Genomic DNA, 15,881 nt, shown 5'->3' on the forward strand with positions numbered 1-15,881 from the left:
GGTCCTCTCGTGCGGGTCCGGAGCCATGCGGCCCCGGCGGTGTTGCCCTCGTACCGGAGCGTCCGCGGGGCGGGGCTCCGCCGGACGGGCCGTCCGGGTTCCCCGGTGCCACCGCCCCACACGAACCGCCGCGCTATGCGAGGAGGCGCAGCACCGCCTCCTCGATGGGCCCCTGGGTGGCGGGCCGGCCGAAGGCGGCGCCGTCGCCGAGCCGGTCGAGGTCGGGCGCGATGGTCCGGCCCTCCTCGAGGAGCTCGACGACCCGCGGGTTGATGTACGACGCCCGGCACACCGCCGGGGTGTTGCCCAGGTAGCCGCTGACCTCCTTCCCGGCACGCGTGATCGCGCGTTTCCGGGCGGCCTTGGAGTCGCCCGCGACCCGCCAGGACACGGCGAGGGCGACGGACGCCGGCACGGTGGCGTGCCAGGTGCGGAAGTCCTTGGCGGTGATGTCCGCGCCCGTGTGGTCGCGCAGGTAGGCGTTGAGGTCCTCCGCGCGCAGGTCGTGCCAGGTCCCGGCGTCCCGGTAGGCGAACAGCCGGGGACCGCCGCCGCGGCGGCGCAGCAGTGAGCGCAGGGCCCGGCAGGCGGGTTCGTCGACCAGGGCACGCGTCTGCGTCTTGGACTACTTCGCCGGATAGGTGAAGCACACCTCGTCCTTCGCGCAGGTGGGTACCCGGCCCCGCAGGCCCGCCACCGCGCCCGGGCCTCCCGGCTGTACCGCGTCCGCCGGTGCTGACACCGGCCGTCTGCCCGCTCCCGCGTCTCGGCGGGCGCCGTCGCACATCGCGCATGCCCGGAGAGTCCCCCGTAACCGGCAATTCAGGCATGGCGGTCCCGGACCGGTCGCGGGCGCGACAGGGCGTGCCGGGAGCCGGAGAGACGTGACGTCTCTCCGGCTCCCGGTCTTTTCCCTTGCCTTCCCTCGCGGGTCGGTACCCGGCGCGGAACCGCCGGTCAGTCCTCGCCTCTGACGATGTTCCACTCAGGGCCCGCCTGGGCCTGGCGGGTGTCGCCGTCGGCCGTCGCCGGGACGCAGGTCCGTATGGCACGCTCCCGCCGGCGACGGGCTTCCGCCCATCCCGTCTCGGGGCGGCGGGAGGCGTTCTCTCTTCTGACGTCCGTGGTCACGGCTCTTCATCTTCCTTCTGCCCGGTTCCGCTCGGGACTGGCTCTGTTCCGCGCTGTCTGTCGTCCGTCACGGGTCCCCCTCGTCGCCGCCGGGAAACCCGTGCGGGCACGCGGGGTCCCGGTGCGAGGTGCGCCGGGTGGTATCACCGCGTCCGCGGGAGGGCAGGCGTCGGCCGTGTGGGCCGGGGAGACAGGCGGCCCGGAACTGCGTCTGCGGACAGGTCTCCCGTCAGGAGGGCCGGGCGAACGGTGGGGGGCGGTCGGCTCCGTGACCCGTTTGGCCCGGGTGCGAGGGGTACTCGGCCGCCAGGACCGGCAGAGTCGTGGTCGTCGGCACCTCGTAGCGCGCCCGTCCCGTCCGGGCACCGGGGCGCTGAGCACCGACCGCCCGGTCTGCGACACCGCCGGCCGCCGCCCGCAGGTCGAGGAGCCCGCGCGCGACGTGCGATTCGACCAGCGGGGCCCGGGTACCCAGGCGATCCCCGACCCCCTTGGAAGTGTGATGACTGAGAAGAACCCCCTGAAGGCCACGGCCGACAAGGTCGTCGACGCGATCCGTGAGACCGACCCGTCGAGCTCCGTGCCGGGCAAGCCCGCCGTGCAGCCGCCGACGGTCGCCGAGCCCACCGAACCGCGCGAGCCGCTGCCGCCCAAGCCGGACCAGGGCGCCCCCGAGACGGTCGGCCCGACCGGTCTGCCGACCGGCGCCGCCCCGACCGACCGGGCTCAGGGAGGCGCGTACCTGACCACGGCCCAGGGGGCCCGCCTGTACGACACGGACCACTCGCTGAAGGCCGGAGCCCGGGGACCGGTCCTCCTCCAGGACCACCACCTGCGGGAGAAGATCACCCACTTCGACCACGAGCGCATCCCGGAGCGCGTGGTGCACGCGCGCGGCGCGGCCGCCCACGGCGTCTTCCAGGGCTACGGCACCGCCGCGAACGTCACGAAGGCGGCGTTCCTCGGCAAGGACGTCGAGACGCCGGTGTTCGTCCGGTTCTCCACGGTCCTGGGCTCGCGCGGCTCGTCGGACACCGTCCGCGACACCCGGGGCTTCGCGACGAAGTTCTACACCAGCGAGGGCACCTTCGACCTGGTCGGCAACAACATCCCGGTCTTCTTCATCCAGGACGCGGTGAAGTTCCCGGACATCATCCACGCCGGGAAGCCGCACCCCGACCGCGAGATCCCGCAGGCGCAGAGCGCCCACGACACGTTCTGGGACTTCGTCACGCTGCACACCGAGGCCACGCACCACACCCTGTGGAACATGTCCGACCGGGGCATCCCGCGCTCGTACCGCATGATGGAGGGCTTCGGCGTCCACACCTTCCGGCTGGTGAACGGCGAGGGCGCGACCACGCTGGTGAAGTTCCACTGGAAGCCGAAGCTCGGTGTCCACTCGCTGGTGTGGGAGGAGGCCCAGATCGTCAACGGCATGGACCCGGACTTCCACCGACGGGACCTGGCCGACGCGATCGAGGCCGGCGCGTACCCGCAGTGGGAGCTGGGCATCCAGGCGTTCCCGGACACCCCTGACCAGACGTTCGAGGGCATCGACCTCCTCGACCCGACCAACATCGTGCCCGAAGAGCTGGCGCCGGTGCAGCCGATCGGCATGCTGACGCTCAACGCCAACCCGACCAACTACTTCGCGGAGACCGAGCAGGTCGCGTTCCACCCCGGCCACCTCGTCCCCGGCATCGACGTCACCGACGACCCGCTGCTGGCCGGGCGGCTCTTCTCCTACCTGGACACGCAGATCAGCCGGCTCGGCGGCCCCAACTTCGGCCAGCTCCCGATCAACCGTCCCCACGCGCCCGTCAACGACATGCTGCGCGACGGCATGCACCAGACGGCGGTGCACACCGGAGTGGCCCCCTACCGGCCGAACTCCCTTGACGGCGGCTGCCCGTTCACGGCCGGCGCCGACACGGGCGCGTACGTCGAGACCCCGGTCGAGGTGCCCGCCGCCCGCAAGGTCCGTGAGGCGCCCGCGTCGTTCTCCGACCACTTCTCCCAGCCGCGTCTGTTCTGGCTCAGCATGACCCCGACCGAGCGCGAGCACATCGTGGGCGCGTACACCTTCGAGCTGGGCAAGTGCTACGAGCAGGCGATCAAGGAGCGGGCGCTTCAGGTGCTCGCGAACATCGACCCGGAACTGTGCGAGCAGGTCGCCTCGGGACTGGGGCTGCCGGCCCCGGAGGCCACGGAGCCCCTGCTGACACCCCAGCCGAGCCCGGCCCTGTCCCAGCTTGGCAAGGTGTGGCCGCTGGAGGGACGCGTCATCGGAATCGTGACGGACGCACAGGGTGACCTCGACGGTGTCCGCGCCGTCCAGCAGGCCGTCCTGGACGCCGGCATGGTGCCGCTGGTCATCGCCCCCACCGGCGGGAAGCTCGACCCGGACGGCGAACCGCTCACGGTGCAGCGCAGCTTCGCGACGGCCCGGTCCGTGGAGTGCGACGCGCTGCTCCTGGCGGGCGTCCCGGGTCCCGCCAAGGACGCCTTCGGAGCGCGCGACGCCAAGGCGGGCGACGGCGCCGTCGACGCGCCCGCGGACCCGCGGGTGACGCTGATGCTGGCGGAGGCGTTCCGGCACGGCAAGGCCATCGGCGGCTGGGCCGGCGCGGACGCCGTGCTGACCGCCGCGGGCATCCCCCTCGACGCTCCCGGCGTGGTGACCGCGGACAGCGGCACGGGCGTGTTGGAACAGGTCACCGGGCTGCTGGGCAAGCATCGTGTGTGGGAGCGCTTCGCAACCCGGCTCTGACCTCAGGAGCCGACGACAAGACCAGAACGGCAGTGCGACGAACCATGAACAGCGACAGAACGCTCCCCAGCAAGGTCTACTCCAGCCAGTCGGTCTTCGGGGCCCCGTGCTGGGTCAGCCTGACCGCGCGCGATCTGCGGGCCACCCAGGACTTCTACGCGGCCGTCCTGGGCTGGGAGTGGCGCTCGGTCAAGCTGGGTGAGCAGTTCAAGGTCGCGCACGTGAACGGGGTCCCGGTCGCCGGGGTGGCCGCGGTGGCGTCCATGTGGCAGATCGCCGCGGCCTGGACCCCGTACTTCGCCGTTCCGAGTGCCGACGAGGCCGTGGCCCGCAGCCAGGAGCGCGGCGGTACGACGGCGGTGGGGCCGATCGCCTTCCCTCCCGGGCGGGCGGCCCTGCTGGCCGACCGCGACGGGGCGGTCTTCGGGATCTGGGAGGGCAAGCTCGTCACCGGCTGGGAGGACTGGCGCCGCGCGGCGCCGGCCTTCGTACGGCTGCACACCCGTGACGCCTTCGACGCGGCGATCTTCTACGGCGAGGTGCTGGACTGGGCGTCCGAGCACGCCGGCTGCTGCGACGTCGACTACGAGGAGAACGAGGTCGTGCTCCGCAGCCGGGGCGACATCGTGGCGCGAATCCACTCCGGTGCCCTAGGGGCCGCGCCCGACCCCACCCTGCGGCCCCACTGGCAGATCCACTTCGCGGTGAAGGACGTGGAGGCCTGCGCCCGCGCCGCCCGCGCCCACGGCGGCACCGCGCTCCAGGGCGGCATGGGCTCCACGGAGGCGATCCTCTCGGACCCCGACGGGGCGCACTTCACCGTGACGCGCACGGATTGAGACGAGGGGCTCGCCGCCGGGCGGCGAGCCCCTCGTCCGGCCGCCGGCGCTCAGACGAACGCGCTCTGACCGGTGATCGCCTTCCCGACGATGAGCGTGTTCATCTCCCGGGTGCCCTCGAAGGAGTAGATCGCCTCGGCGTCCGCGAAGAACCGGGCGATGTCGTAGTCCAGGACGATCCCGTTGCCCCCGAAGATCTCGCGCGCCCAGGCGACGACCTCCCGCATACGCGCGGTGACGTAGGCCTTCGCCAGCGAGGACTGCTCGTCACGGAACACGCCCTCGTCCTGCAGCCGGGCCAGCTGCACGAGCATGCCCCACGAGGCGGTGATGTCGCCCAGGCTCTTGACCAGCAGGTCCTGCACCAGCTGGAACCCCGCGATGGGCCGCCCGAACTGCTCGCGCTCCGTGGCGTACGCCAGCGCCAGTTCGTACGCGCCGACCATCACGCCGAGCGCCTGCCAGGCGACACCGCTGCGGGTGGCGCGCAGGATCTCGGCCACGTCGCGGAAGGACTCGACGTTCTGCAGGCGGTCGCTCTCCGGCACCCGTACGTCGGTCAGCGTGACGTCCGCGTTCTCGACGATCCGCAGCGACGTCTTGTTCTCGATCTTCCGCGGCTCGAAGCCGGACGTGCCCTTTCCGACGACGAAGCCCTTGACCTGGTCGTCGTCGAGGTCGCGTGCCCACACCACGACATGGTCGGCGAAGGTGGCGTTGCCGATCCACCGCTTGGACCCGTTGAGCACCCAGGTGTCGCCCTCCCGCTTCGCGGTGGTGCGCATGCCGACCGCCACGTCGGAGCCGCCGAGCGCCTCGGTCAGCGCGAACGCGCCGATCGTGTCCATCCTCGCCATCCCCGGCAGCCAGCGGTCGCGCTGCTCCTGGCTGCCGCCGGCCTGGATCGAGTACATCGCCAGCCCGTTGTGGACGCCGAAGAAGGTGGCGACCGAGGCGTCGACGCGGGCCATCTCCATCGCCATCATCCCGGTCAGCAGGTGACCGGCCGCCGGGCCGTGCTCGCCGTAGCCCTCGTAGGGCAGGCCCACGAGACCGCTGCTGCGGAACTTGCCGATCAGCTCGGCCGGGAAGGTGCCCGCGGCCCAGTTCTCGTTGAGCAGCGGCTTGATCTCCTCACGCATGAAGCCGCGCGTCCTCAGCAGCGTCTTGCGTTCCTCCTCCGACAGCGCGGATTCGTAGTCGTAGAAGTCCGCGGCGAGCTGGTCCTCATGGTTCGTAGACATGCCAGCCTTCTTCCACGCTTTCGTTGCGCGATGCACGCAGGTCGCTCCCCGCTCAGGAGCCCCGGGAGTACGCCACCGGGTCCGGAGTGGGGCCCCGGCCCTCTTCGAAGTCGGCGGCGCGGTGAGTACGCTCGCCGGGCGCAGCCTTTGATCGTCCGCCGTCCGAGAAGGGACCGCGCATGCCGGTCTTCACCGCCACCGATGGCATCAGCCTCTCCTACCGGGTCTGGCCGGGCGCCTCCGGACTCCCCCTGGTCCTGCTGCACCACGGCTTCATCGCGGACGGGGAGTCCAACTGGGTCTCCCCCGGCGTCGTCGCGGCACTGACCGCCGCCGGCCGCCGGGTCGCCGCCGTCGACGCCCGCGGCCACGGGCGCTCCGACAAACCCCACGATCCGGCCTCCTACGGCGAGGCCCGCATGGCCGAGGACGTGCGGACACTGATCGACCTGCTTCAGGAGCCGACCTACGACCTGGTGGGCTACTCGATGGGGGCGATCGTCTCGCTGCTCACCGCCGTGGCCGACACCCGCGTACGCCGCCTGGTGGTCGGCGGTGTGGGCGCCGCGGTGGTCGAACTCGGCGGCGTGGACACGCGGGTGATCGGCGGACGGGCGCTGCGACAGGCCCTGCGCGCCGACGATCCGGCCGACGTCACCGACCCGGCGGCAGCGGGCTTCCGTGCGTTCGTCGACGCCGTCGGGGGCGACCGGACCGCCCTGGCCGCGCAGGCCGCCGCGGCCCACGACCGGCCGATCCCGCTGGAGAGGATCAAGGCCCCCACGCTCGTCCTCGCCGGCCGGGACGACCCCCTCGCGGTGCGTCCGCACGTGCTCGCGCAGGCCATACCCGACGCGACGCTGCGCCTGGTGCCCGGCGACCACATGCGGGCGGTCGGTGCCCCCGCGTTCCGGCACGAGCTGGTCGGCTTCCTGGGCGGCGTCTGATCGACCGGCGTGCCCCGCCCGCCGCCCGGAAACGGAACGGCCGCCCGGAACGGCAGAGCGCCGGTCACCGGGCTGAAGATGCCGGTGGCCGGCGCGTGGGCGGCCTCGGGTGCGGCGGCCTCAGTGGCCGACGGTGCCCGCGGGGAGGATCGACTGCAGGGAGGTGGCCGGGTGCCCCACTTCCAGGGACCCGAGGACACCGTTGAGGAAGGGCACGAGGGGAGCGCCGCCGGACGGAGCCGGAGCACGGGTGGCCTGAGCGGCCTCGGCGGCGGGGGCGGACGCCAGCAGAGCGGCGGCGACGGCGGAGACGAGGGCAAGCTTCTTGATCATGCCCGTCCTAACGACGCCCCCTCCGACGGGCAACGCCACCCTCACCCGCTTGCCCCCACGACGCAGGTGAACGCCCGTGCCGGAACCGGATCGCGCCGTGAGGCGCGCGGCGCAGGACCGTGCCGACGCGGCGGCCGGGCGCCGTCGTCTCGGCTGCCGCCCGGGGACCGGGCGGCGGCGTCACGTGCCTGGTTCATGTGCGGGTCCACCTCTGGCTCGCCCGGCCGTCGCAGGTCCACAGGACCAGCCGCGTCCCGTCGGCGGTGCCGGCACCGTCGGCGTCGAGACACAGCCCCGCGTGCACATTGCGGAGGGTGCCGTCCGAACCGACGGTCCACTTCTGGTTGTTCTGGCCGTTGCAGGTCCAGGTGATGACGCGGGTGCCGTTCGTGGTGCCCTGGTCGTAGGCGTCCAGGCACTTGTCGCCGTAGACCCGGATCTCGCCGCCGGCCCAGGTGGTCCACAACTGGTTCGCGGCGGTGTGGCAGTCCCAGAGCAGGACCGTGGCGCCGGGGGCGGTGGAGGCGTTGTCCACGTCCGCGCAGCGGCCGGACGCGTTGCCGCGCAGCCGTGAGGTGGTGGCGGCGACGGGGGTACCGCCGCTCACCCGGAACACGGCCGCGCCGTGGGCGGGAACGCTCGCCGAGATCTGCCCGGACGTGCTCGACGTGCCGCCGGTCCACAGGTCCGTGAGGGTGAACGGCCCCGCGGACAGGCCGACTTGTGCGGCCGTGGTGGTGACGGTGGCGGTGCCGCCGCCCCGGTTGAACAGACCCACCGCGACCGAACCGTCGGACAGGGGCTTGGCGAACACCTCGGTGTCGCCGTCGTCACGCACCCTGCGTCCGCCCGCGCCGAGCGCGTCCTGGTTCACCGCCAGCAGCCGCGGGTTGCGCAGAATGGCGCTCACCTCGGCGGACATGGTGCGGATGTCGTTGCCGGCCATGAGCGGGGCGGCCAGCAGGGACCACAGGGCGAAGTGGGAGCGGGACTCGGTCAGCGACAGACCGGGCCGGCCGACGACCAGCATGTCGGGGTCGTTCCAGTGCCGCGGGCCGGACTGCGCGGCCAGGGGCGCGGTGACGTCCAGGACGTTGCCGACGCCCATGGGGTAGCTGTTGGTGTTGCCGTTCTGCCAGATGTCGAGCAGGTCCTCGGTGGTCCGCCACAGGTCGGCGACCTCGCCCCAGTCGTAGGTGGCGCCGGTGATGGCGTGCAGGCTGTTGGGGTTGATGCTGTAGACGATCGGCCGTCCGGTGGCACGCAGGGCGTCGCGCATGAGCGTGAACCGCGCGACCTGTTCGTCACGGGTGCCGCTGGACGAACACCAGTCGTACTTCAGGTAGTCGACGCCCCAGGCGGCGAACGTGGCGGCGTCCTGGGTCTCGTGTCCCCGGCTGCCGGTGGAGCCCGGGTAGCCGCCCGTGGCCTGGGCGCAGGTGCGCTCGCCCGGCACCTGGTAGATGCCGAACTTGAGTCCCTTGCCGTGGATGTAGTCCCCGAGCGCCTTCATCCCGCTGGGGAACTTGGTGGAGTTGGCCCGCAGATTGCCCGACGCGTCACGCTGCGGGTCGAACCAGCAGTCGTCGACGACCACGTACCGGTAGCCGGCGTCCCGCATCCCCGACGACACCATCGCGTCGGCGGCCTGGCGGACCTGCGCCTCGGTGACTCCGCACCCGAAGCTGTTCCAGCTGTTCCACCCCAGTGGCGGGGTGAGGGCGGGACTGCCGGGCGCGGCCGAGGCGGTCGGCTGGACGGCGGCCGTCACGGACGCGGCGACCGTCAGCGCGACGGCCGTGAGGAGACGGAGCAGTCGTCCGCCTGATCGTCTGGGCACCAAGGGCTCCTTCAGCACGCGAGGGAAACGAGGAGTTCGAAATTTCGAGCAGCGTTCGGAAACTTGGTGAGGCCCCACGGATCCTAGGGGGGTGACTGAACATGTCAACACTGGGCGTCGGATCGGCTTCGGCGCGCGACCGGGGAGGTCGGGGGGCGATGTGCCGCAGCACCGGAAGATGACCTCGGGAGTCTCGGCCCCCGAGAAGTCCGAAAGTTTCGAGACAAGTGCGGTTCCTGCGCGAGGGGTTGACGGTGCGCACCGGCCTCCTATCATCCAGAGCGTCGACAGGTCGATCCGCATTCGGTATCTCGAACACGGGCTGCCCGAAGAGCGCGATGTCGTCACGGGGTGCCAGGAGCCCACGGGTCCGCGGTCGCGGCGGCAGCCGCGGCGGGCCGCGCACCGAGGGCCGGGCGGGTCCGCCGCGTGACCGCTCGTCCAGAACCCAGCGAAGGAGTCCCACCTGTGAATGACATGCGCATGACGTTCTGCCGATCGCGGAGGCGCGGCAGACGAACCCTGGTCCTGACCGCGGTGACCGCCTTACTCGCGGCGCTCCTGTCCGCCCTGGGGGCCGCCGGGACGGCGCAGGCCGCAACCGTGGATCCGAACGCGTGGTACGTGCTGGTCAACCGGGGCAGCGGCAAGGCCGTCGAGGTCCAGGGCGGCTCCACCGCGGACGGCACCAAGGTCGTGCAGTACGCCGACTGGGGCGGGGCAAACCAGCAGTGGCAACTGGTGCGCGTCGGCGGCGGTTCCGGCAGCGGCTCGCTGCCGTCGACGTTCCGCTGGTCCTCCAGCGGCGTCCTGGCAGGGCCGAAGCCGGACGCCCAGCATCCGCAGGCACTGGCGATCAAGGACTTCTCGATCGTCCGGCACAACAACCGGTGGCTGACCTTCGCGACGACCGCCAGCCCTTCCGGCTGGGGCCTCGTGCAGTTCGACTTCGGCGACTGGTCCCAGGCCGCCTCCGCGTCGCACAGCTACCTCGACAACTCACCCATGGGTCCCGGCTACCGGGCCGCCCCGCAGGTCTTCTACTTCGCGCCGCAGAACCTCTGGTACATGGTCTACCAGACCGGCCCGCCGACCTACTCGACCAGCACCAACCCGGCGGACCCGCGCTCCTGGTCCGCGCCGCGCACCCTCATCTCCCAGGAGCCGGCCGTCGTCAGCCAGAACAAGGGGGACGGCACGTGGATCGACTTCTGGGTGATCTGCGACGCCGGCAACTGCCACCTGTTCTTCAGTGACGACAACGGGCACGTGTACCGGGCCCAGACCAGCCTGGCCAACTTCCCGAACGGCTTCGGCAACACCCGGATGGTGATGTCCGACAGCAAGTTCAACCTCTTCGAGGCCACCAACGTCTACAAGGTCTCGGGCCGCGACCAGTACGTGCTCATCCAGGAGGCCATCGGCTCCACCGGCCGGCGCTACTTCCGCTCGTACACGTCCGGCAGTCTCACCGGCACCTGGACCCCCCTCGCGGCCACGGAGAACGAACCGTTCGCGGGCCGCGCGAACGTGACCTTCCCCGGCGGCGCGTGGACTCAGGACATCAGCCACGGCGAACTCGTCCGGGCGTCCAACGACCAGACCCTGACCATCGACCCGTGCCGTCTCCAGTACGTCTACCAGGGCATGGATCCCGGCGCCGGCGGCGACTATCTCCGGCTGCCCTGGCGGATGGGCCTGCTCACCCAGACCAACTCCCCCTGCTGACCCCCTCGTCCCGGACCAGGGCGCGGCCCCACCGACGGATTTTCACGTCGGCGGGGCCGCCTCCGTCTCCCTGGAAGGCCCGCCCACGGGCAGGCATGGTGGCCGCACGCATAGGCACGCCCGGAACTATGTTGCCCCACCACATGTGACCCTGACCTGCATCTTCCTACGGTGTGCCACACGTACCCGTCCCCACCGCACACGAGGAAGTGGCGCACATGGCCTCCGCAGCATCCGCTCCCCCGACACCCTCCAGTCTCAAGCGCATCGTCGCCGCCAGCCTCATCGGCACCACCATCGAGTGGTACGACTTCTTCCTCTACGGATCGGCCGCCGCTCTCGTCTTCAACGAGCTCTTCTTCCCCAACTCCGATCCGCTCGTCGGAACGCTGCTCTCGTTCCTGACCTACGCCGTCGGGTTCGCGGCGCGGCCGATCGGCGCGCTCGTCTTCGGGCACTTCGGCGACCGCCTCGGCCGCAAGAAGCTGCTGGTGCTGAGCCTGCTGCTGATGGGCGGCGCGACCTTCGCGATCGGCCTGCTGCCCACCTACGGCACGATCGGCGTCGCGGCACCGGTCCTGCTGACCGCGCTGCGTCTCGTCCAGGGCTTCGCCCTCGGCGGCGAATGGGGCGGCGCCGTACTGCTGGTGTCGGAGCACGGGGACGCGGAACGGCGCGGCTTCTGGGCGTCCTGGCCGCAGACGGGAGCGCCCGCCGGTCAGCTCCTGGCCACCGGTGTGCTCTCGCTGCTGACGGCCACGCTCTCGGACGGCGCCTTCGGTTCCTGGGGCTGGCGCATCCCGTTCCTGCTCTCGGGCGTCCTGGTGATGGTCGGTTTGTGGATTCGTCTGTCTGTCGACGAATCACCGGTGTTCAAGGAGGCGTTGGCCCAGGCGGAGGCCCGCAAGGCGGCGGAGGCGGCGAGCGCCTCGGCGTCGGAGCCCGAGAAGATGCCGCTGGTCTCCGTCCTGCGCCACCACTGGCGTGACGTGCTGGTCGCGATGGGCGCCCGGATGGCGGAGAACATCAGCTACTACGTGATCACCGCCTTCATCCTGGTGTACGCCACCACGTCCGCCGGTGTCTCCAAGCAGACGGCCCTCAACGCGGTGCTCATCGCCTCCGCCGTGCACTTCGCCGTCATCCCCGCCTGGGGCGCCCTCTCGGACCGCGTCGGCCGCCGCCCCGTCTACCTGCTGGGCGCGGCCGGGGTCGGGCTGTGGATGTTCCCGTTCTTCCGGCTGATCGACACCGGCGGTTTCGGCAACCTCATCCTGGCGGTGACCGTCGGCCTGGTGTTCCACGGGGCCATGTACGCGCCCCAGGCGGCCTTCTTCTCCGAGATGTTCGCGACCCGGATGCGCTATTCGGGAGCCTCCATCGGCGCCCAGTTCGCCTCCGTCGCGGCCGGCGCGCCCGCACCGCTCATCGCGACCGCGCTGCTCGCCGAGTACGACGACTCCACCCCGATCGCGCTGTACGTGATCGCGGCGGTCCTCCTCACGCTCGTCGCGGTGGGCGTCGCGAAGGAGACCCGGCACCGGGACCTGGCCGACGTGAGCGCGCCCTCCGACGCGGAGCCCGCCCCGGTGGCCCCGCCCGCGGACGCCCGGACCGTCTGACCCCGCCGCACGGCACCGGCCCTCGTACGCACCGGCGTACGAGGGTCAGTGCTGTGCCGCCGACGACAACCGGTGCAGGCGCAGGGCCAGTTGGATCTCCAGTGCGCGGGCCGGGCTCTGCCAGTCGTCCCCCAGCAGTCTGCCCACGCGCTCCAGCCGCTGGGCGACCGTGTTCACGTGCACGTGCAGCTCGTCCTTGGTGCGCGCCGGGCTCATGCCGCACGCGAAGTACGCGTCGACGGTCCGCAGCAGATCGGTGCCGCGCCGCTCGTCGTACGCCACGACCTGTCCGATGGTGCGCTCGACGAAGCCGGAGATGTCCCGGTCGCCGGCGAGCAGCAGACCGAGGAAGCCGAAGTCCTCGGTGGCCGCGCCGTCGCCCGCCCGGCCGAGCAGCCGGAGTGCTTCGAGAGAGCGCTGTGCCTCCGCGTAGGCCGCCGCCACCACGTCGGGACGGGCCGCGAGGTTCTCGACGGGCGGTGAGGCGCCGACGGTGACGGCGTCGTGGACGGCGGTGCCGAGGTGTGCGGCGGTACGGCGGGCGAGGTCCGTCGCCGTGTCACCCGGGTCGAGGGGAAGCAGCAGGACGGTGCCGCCGTCGCGGGCCGCGGCCAGACCGCGCCGAGTGCCGGCGAGGTGGGAGGCGGCGGACCACAGGCGCCGGCGGGCCGCGGCCTCTTGGTCGGCGTCGGCAGCCGTGCCGTCGAGACGGGCGGCGAGGACCACGTGGGTGGCGTCGAGGTCGGCGTGCAGCCGGGCCGCCCGGTCGCGCAGCAGGCGCGGGTCGCGGTCGCGGGAGTCGAGCAGGTCGTCCAGCAGCTCGCCCCGCACCCGCTGTTCGGCCTCGGCGGCGGAGCGTCTGGCGAGCAGCAGCAGGGAGGTCACCATCGCCGCGCGCTCCAGGGTGCGCTGGTCGACGGGGTCGAGGCCGGGCTGGCCCCGCAGCACGAGGGCGCCCAGCAGCTCGCCGCCGGCCGTCACCGCGGCCACCCAGTCGTCGCCGCTTCGCACGGCGTGGCCCTCCGCGCGGGACGCCTCCAGGGCCGGGTCGGGGGTGGTGCCGGCCTCGGCGAACTCCACTGTGCCGTCGAGGACCTCGGAGACCGCCGCGGCCACGTCGTGGACCCCGCCGCCGCGCAGCACGAGTTCGGCGAGGCGGTCGTGGACGTCCGACGCGCGCTCGATCACCGCGCTGCGGTCCTGGATGATCTCGTTGGCGCGGCCCAGCCGGTCGAGGGCCGAGCGGGTCTCGGTGAGGAGGTTCGCGGTGTCGATGGCCGCGGCGGCCAGCGCGGCGAACGAACCGAGCAGGGCGATCTGCTCCCGCTCGAAGACGCGGGCGCGCCGGTCCGCCGCGAACAGCACCCCGATCACGTGGGGCCCGATCATGAGCGGCACGCCGAGGATCGCGACGAGGCCCTCGTCCCGCACGCCGGTGTCGATGGTCTGCGTGTGCTGGAAGCGGTCGTCCTTGAAGTAGTCGTCGGTGACGTAGGGGCGGGCGGTCTGCGCGACGAGGCCGCCGAGCCCCTCCCCCATGCCGAGCCGCAGCTGCTGGAAGCGGGCGGCGACGGAACCCTCGGTGACCCGCATGTAGGTGTCGCCCCTGGCCGGGTCGTTCAGGCTCAGGTACGCCACGTCCGTGCCGAGCAGGGACCGGGCCCGCTGGACGATGGCCTGCAGGACGGCGTCGAGGTCGCGCAGTCCCGCCAGGTCGTGGGCGGTCTCGAACAGGGCCGACAGCTCCGCCTCGCGTCGGCGGCGTCCCTCCATCTCGGAGCGCACGCGCAGCGCCAGCTGCTTCGCCTGTTCCAGCGCGGCGACGCGCTCGGCGGAGCGGCCCTCGGCGCGGGCCAGCAGGACCGGCTGCTCGTACGCGTCGGCGGACGCGCCGCGGGCCAGCAGCTCCAGGAAGGGCGCCTCGGCGCCGACGGCGGGGCGCTCGGCGGACTGCACGTGATCGCGGGACATGCTCACAGGATTACCTGTCGGCGGGCCGGCGCCGCCAGCCCTGTGGACAACTCGGCGGCCGGCGCATCAGTGGGCGGTCCAGCCGCCGTCCAGCGTCAGGGACGTGCCGGTGACGTAGGAGGCCTGCGGGCCGCACAGGTAGGCGACGGCCTCGGCGACCTCCGACGGTTCGATGAGGCGCTTGACGGCGCTGTCCCGCAGCAGGATGTCGGTGAGGACCTGCTCCTCGGGGATGCCGTGCGCCCGCGCCTGGTCGGCGAGCTGCTTCTCGACCAGTGGGGTGCGCACATAGGCGGGGTTCACACAGTTGGAGGTGACTCCGTGGGGGGCGCCCTCCAGGGCGGCGGTCTTGGACAGTCCTTCGAGGCCGTGCTTGGCGGACACGTACGCCGACTTGAACGCGGAAGCCCGCAGCCCGTGCACCGACGAGATGTTGACGATGCGGCCCCACCCCTGCCCGTACATGTGCGGCAGGGCTCCGCGGATCAGCCGGAACGGTGCCTCCAGCATCACGGTGAGCACGGTGTGGAAGACGTCGGGCGGGAACTCCTCGATCGGGCGCACGAGTTGCAGTCCGGCGTTGTTGACGAGCACGTCGGTGCCCGCGGCGGCGAGTTCGGCCGCGTCCAGGTCGGTGAGGTCGAGCACGTGGGACTCGACGGTGCCCGCCAGCCCCGCCGCCTGCTCGGTGAGGGTGTCCAGGCCCACGGCGTCGCGGTCGACCGCTCTCACCTCGGCGCCGGCTCCGGCGAGCCGCAGCGCGCAGGCGCGGCCGATGCCGCTCGCGGCGCCGGTGACGAGGGCGGTGCGGCCGCCGAGGTCGAGAGACGGGGCGTGGAGACCCGGAAGGGCACTGAGCGCGGTCATGTCTCGACCCTAGGCAGCGCCCGCACCCCTCCCGATATGGCCGCCACCCATACTTCGCCCTCAGGTCATGGGGTCGAACCACGTGGGTGCGTCCGACAGCGCCTGCTTGATCCGGAACAGTCCGAACTCGTTGAGCTCGGGCAGGGCGTCCACGTCGAACCAGCCGACGTCGAGCGACTCGTCGTCGTTGACGCGGGCCTCACCGCCGACGGCACGGCACCGGAACGTGATGTCCATGTACTGGCAGGTGTCCCCGTTGGCGTAGGTCACCGGTTCCAGCGCCTGGACCAGCACGACCCGCTCGACGACGCAGTGCACCGCCGTCTCCTCGTGGACCTCCCGCACGGCGCAGGCCGCGGGCTGCTCGCCCGGATCCGGGATGCCGCCGATGACCGACCACTTGCGGGTGTCGGTGCGGCGCCCCAGCAGCACCCTGCCCTCGTCGTCGAAGACGAGGGCGGTGACGCCGGGGAGCCAGAGGAGCTGGTGGCCGGCGGAGGCGCGGATCGTGCGGATGAAGTCTGGAGTAGCCATGGAGCGACCCTAACGGCCTGGCCGCGCCCCCTCGGGGGCAACCGTGGCCGCC

At 72.2% G+C, this 15,881-nt stretch carries 12 protein-coding genes; 5 read left to right on the plus strand and 7 right to left on the minus strand.

Annotated features, from left to right (window positions below; genetic code table 11):
• Positions 1 to 133: 133 nt before the first annotated feature.
• Positions 134 to 604 (minus strand): hypothetical protein, encoded by a 471-nt coding sequence (locus ACZ4VA_RS12080; protein WP_468081126.1) that lies wholly within the window; start codon positions 602 to 604, stop codon positions 134 to 136.
• Between the two features lie 1,029 nt (positions 605 to 1,633).
• Here ACZ4VA_RS12080 and ACZ4VA_RS12085 point away from each other — a divergent pair.
• The gene (locus tag ACZ4VA_RS12085) at positions 1,634 to 3,904 is read left to right on the plus strand and encodes a catalase (RefSeq protein WP_468081045.1); all 2,271 of its coding nucleotides are present in this window, start codon (positions 1,634 to 1,636) and stop codon (positions 3,902 to 3,904) included.
• A gap of 44 nt (positions 3,905 to 3,948) precedes the next feature.
• Complete coding sequence (locus tag ACZ4VA_RS12090) at positions 3,949 to 4,743, plus strand: VOC family protein (RefSeq protein ID WP_356165659.1); 795 nt, start codon at positions 3,949 to 3,951, stop codon at positions 4,741 to 4,743.
• Positions 4,744 to 4,793: 50 nt separating this feature from the next.
• Here ACZ4VA_RS12090 and ACZ4VA_RS12095 read toward each other — a convergent pair whose 3' ends face one another.
• Complete coding sequence (locus ACZ4VA_RS12095) at positions 4,794 to 5,987, minus strand: acyl-CoA dehydrogenase family protein (RefSeq protein WP_356165661.1); 1,194 nt, start codon at positions 5,985 to 5,987, stop codon at positions 4,794 to 4,796.
• Positions 5,988 to 6,166: 179 nt separating this feature from the next.
• Here ACZ4VA_RS12095 and ACZ4VA_RS12100 point away from each other — a divergent pair, with 179 nt between their 5' ends.
• Positions 6,167 to 6,934, plus strand: coding sequence for an alpha/beta fold hydrolase (locus ACZ4VA_RS12100; protein ID WP_468081047.1), 768 nt, complete (start codon positions 6,167 to 6,169; stop codon positions 6,932 to 6,934).
• A 120-nt stretch (positions 6,935 to 7,054) separates the two neighbouring features.
• On the opposite strand, the gene ACZ4VA_RS12105 is transcribed toward ACZ4VA_RS12100, so the two are convergent.
• On the minus strand, positions 7,055 to 7,267 hold the full coding sequence (locus ACZ4VA_RS12105) for a hypothetical protein (RefSeq protein WP_356165667.1): 213 nt from the start codon (positions 7,265 to 7,267) through the stop codon (positions 7,055 to 7,057).
• A gap of 193 nt (positions 7,268 to 7,460) precedes the next feature.
• Complete coding sequence (locus ACZ4VA_RS12110) at positions 7,461 to 9,107, minus strand: glycoside hydrolase family 27 protein (RefSeq protein ID WP_355783821.1); 1,647 nt, start codon at positions 9,105 to 9,107, stop codon at positions 7,461 to 7,463.
• 537 nt (positions 9,108 to 9,644) lie between these two features.
• On the opposite strand from ACZ4VA_RS12110, the gene ACZ4VA_RS12115 reads away from it, so the two are divergent.
• Both ACZ4VA_RS12115 and ACZ4VA_RS12120 read left to right on the plus strand, forming a co-directional pair.
• The gene (locus ACZ4VA_RS12115) at positions 9,645 to 10,835 is read left to right on the plus strand and encodes a glycoside hydrolase family 62 protein (protein ID WP_468081050.1); all 1,191 of its coding nucleotides are present in this window, start codon (positions 9,645 to 9,647) and stop codon (positions 10,833 to 10,835) included.
• 218 nt (positions 10,836 to 11,053) lie between these two features.
• Positions 11,054 to 12,457: an MFS transporter gene (locus ACZ4VA_RS12120; protein ID WP_355783827.1), complete on the plus strand. Its 1,404-nt coding sequence runs from the start codon at positions 11,054 to 11,056 to the stop codon at positions 12,455 to 12,457.
• Positions 12,458 to 12,502: 45 nt separating this feature from the next.
• On the opposite strand, the gene ACZ4VA_RS12125 is transcribed toward ACZ4VA_RS12120, so the two are convergent.
• The 3 genes from ACZ4VA_RS12125 to ACZ4VA_RS12135 all read right to left on the minus strand — a co-directional run bounded on the left by ACZ4VA_RS12125 (position 12,503) and on the right by ACZ4VA_RS12135 (position 15,829).
• Positions 12,503 to 14,428 (minus strand): helix-turn-helix domain-containing protein, encoded by a 1,926-nt coding sequence (locus ACZ4VA_RS12125; protein WP_356165675.1) that lies wholly within the window; start codon positions 14,426 to 14,428, stop codon positions 12,503 to 12,505.
• A gap of 66 nt (positions 14,429 to 14,494) precedes the next feature.
• Positions 14,495 to 15,295: a 3-hydroxybutyrate dehydrogenase gene (locus ACZ4VA_RS12130; protein WP_356165678.1), complete on the minus strand. Its 801-nt coding sequence runs from the start codon at positions 15,293 to 15,295 to the stop codon at positions 14,495 to 14,497.
• A gap of 60 nt (positions 15,296 to 15,355) precedes the next feature.
• The gene (locus ACZ4VA_RS12135; RefSeq protein WP_356165681.1) at positions 15,356 to 15,829 is read right to left on the minus strand and encodes an NUDIX hydrolase; all 474 of its coding nucleotides are present in this window, start codon (positions 15,827 to 15,829) and stop codon (positions 15,356 to 15,358) included.
• Positions 15,830 to 15,881: the final 52 nt, after the last annotated feature.

It is taken from the genome of Streptomyces sp. NPDC028308 (assembly GCF_055565855.1).

Excerpts from the sequence above, each read along its gene's own strand:
- ACZ4VA_RS12085 (WP_468081045.1), top strand. The coding sequence starts at position 1,634 with ATGACTGAGAAGAACCCCCTGAAGGCCACGGCCGACAAGGTCGTCGAC.
- ACZ4VA_RS12090 (WP_356165659.1), top strand. The coding sequence starts at position 3,949 with ATGAACAGCGACAGAACGCTCCCCAGCAAGGTCTACTCCAGCCAGTCG.
- ACZ4VA_RS12095 (WP_356165661.1), bottom strand. The coding sequence starts at position 5,987 with ATGTCTACGAACCATGAGGACCAGCTCGCCGCGGACTTCTACGACTAC.
- ACZ4VA_RS12100 (WP_468081047.1), top strand. The coding sequence starts at position 6,167 with ATGCCGGTCTTCACCGCCACCGATGGCATCAGCCTCTCCTACCGGGTC.
- ACZ4VA_RS12105 (WP_356165667.1), bottom strand. The coding sequence starts at position 7,267 with ATGATCAAGAAGCTTGCCCTCGTCTCCGCCGTCGCCGCCGCTCTGCTG.
- ACZ4VA_RS12120 (WP_355783827.1), top strand. The coding sequence starts at position 11,054 with ATGGCCTCCGCAGCATCCGCTCCCCCGACACCCTCCAGTCTCAAGCGC.
- ACZ4VA_RS12125 (WP_356165675.1), bottom strand. The coding sequence starts at position 14,428 with ATGTCCCGCGATCACGTGCAGTCCGCCGAGCGCCCCGCCGTCGGCGCC.
- ACZ4VA_RS12130 (WP_356165678.1), bottom strand. The coding sequence starts at position 15,295 with ATGACCGCGCTCAGTGCCCTTCCGGGTCTCCACGCCCCGTCTCTCGAC.
- ACZ4VA_RS12135 (WP_356165681.1), bottom strand. The coding sequence starts at position 15,829 with ATGGCTACTCCAGACTTCATCCGCACGATCCGCGCCTCCGCCGGCCAC.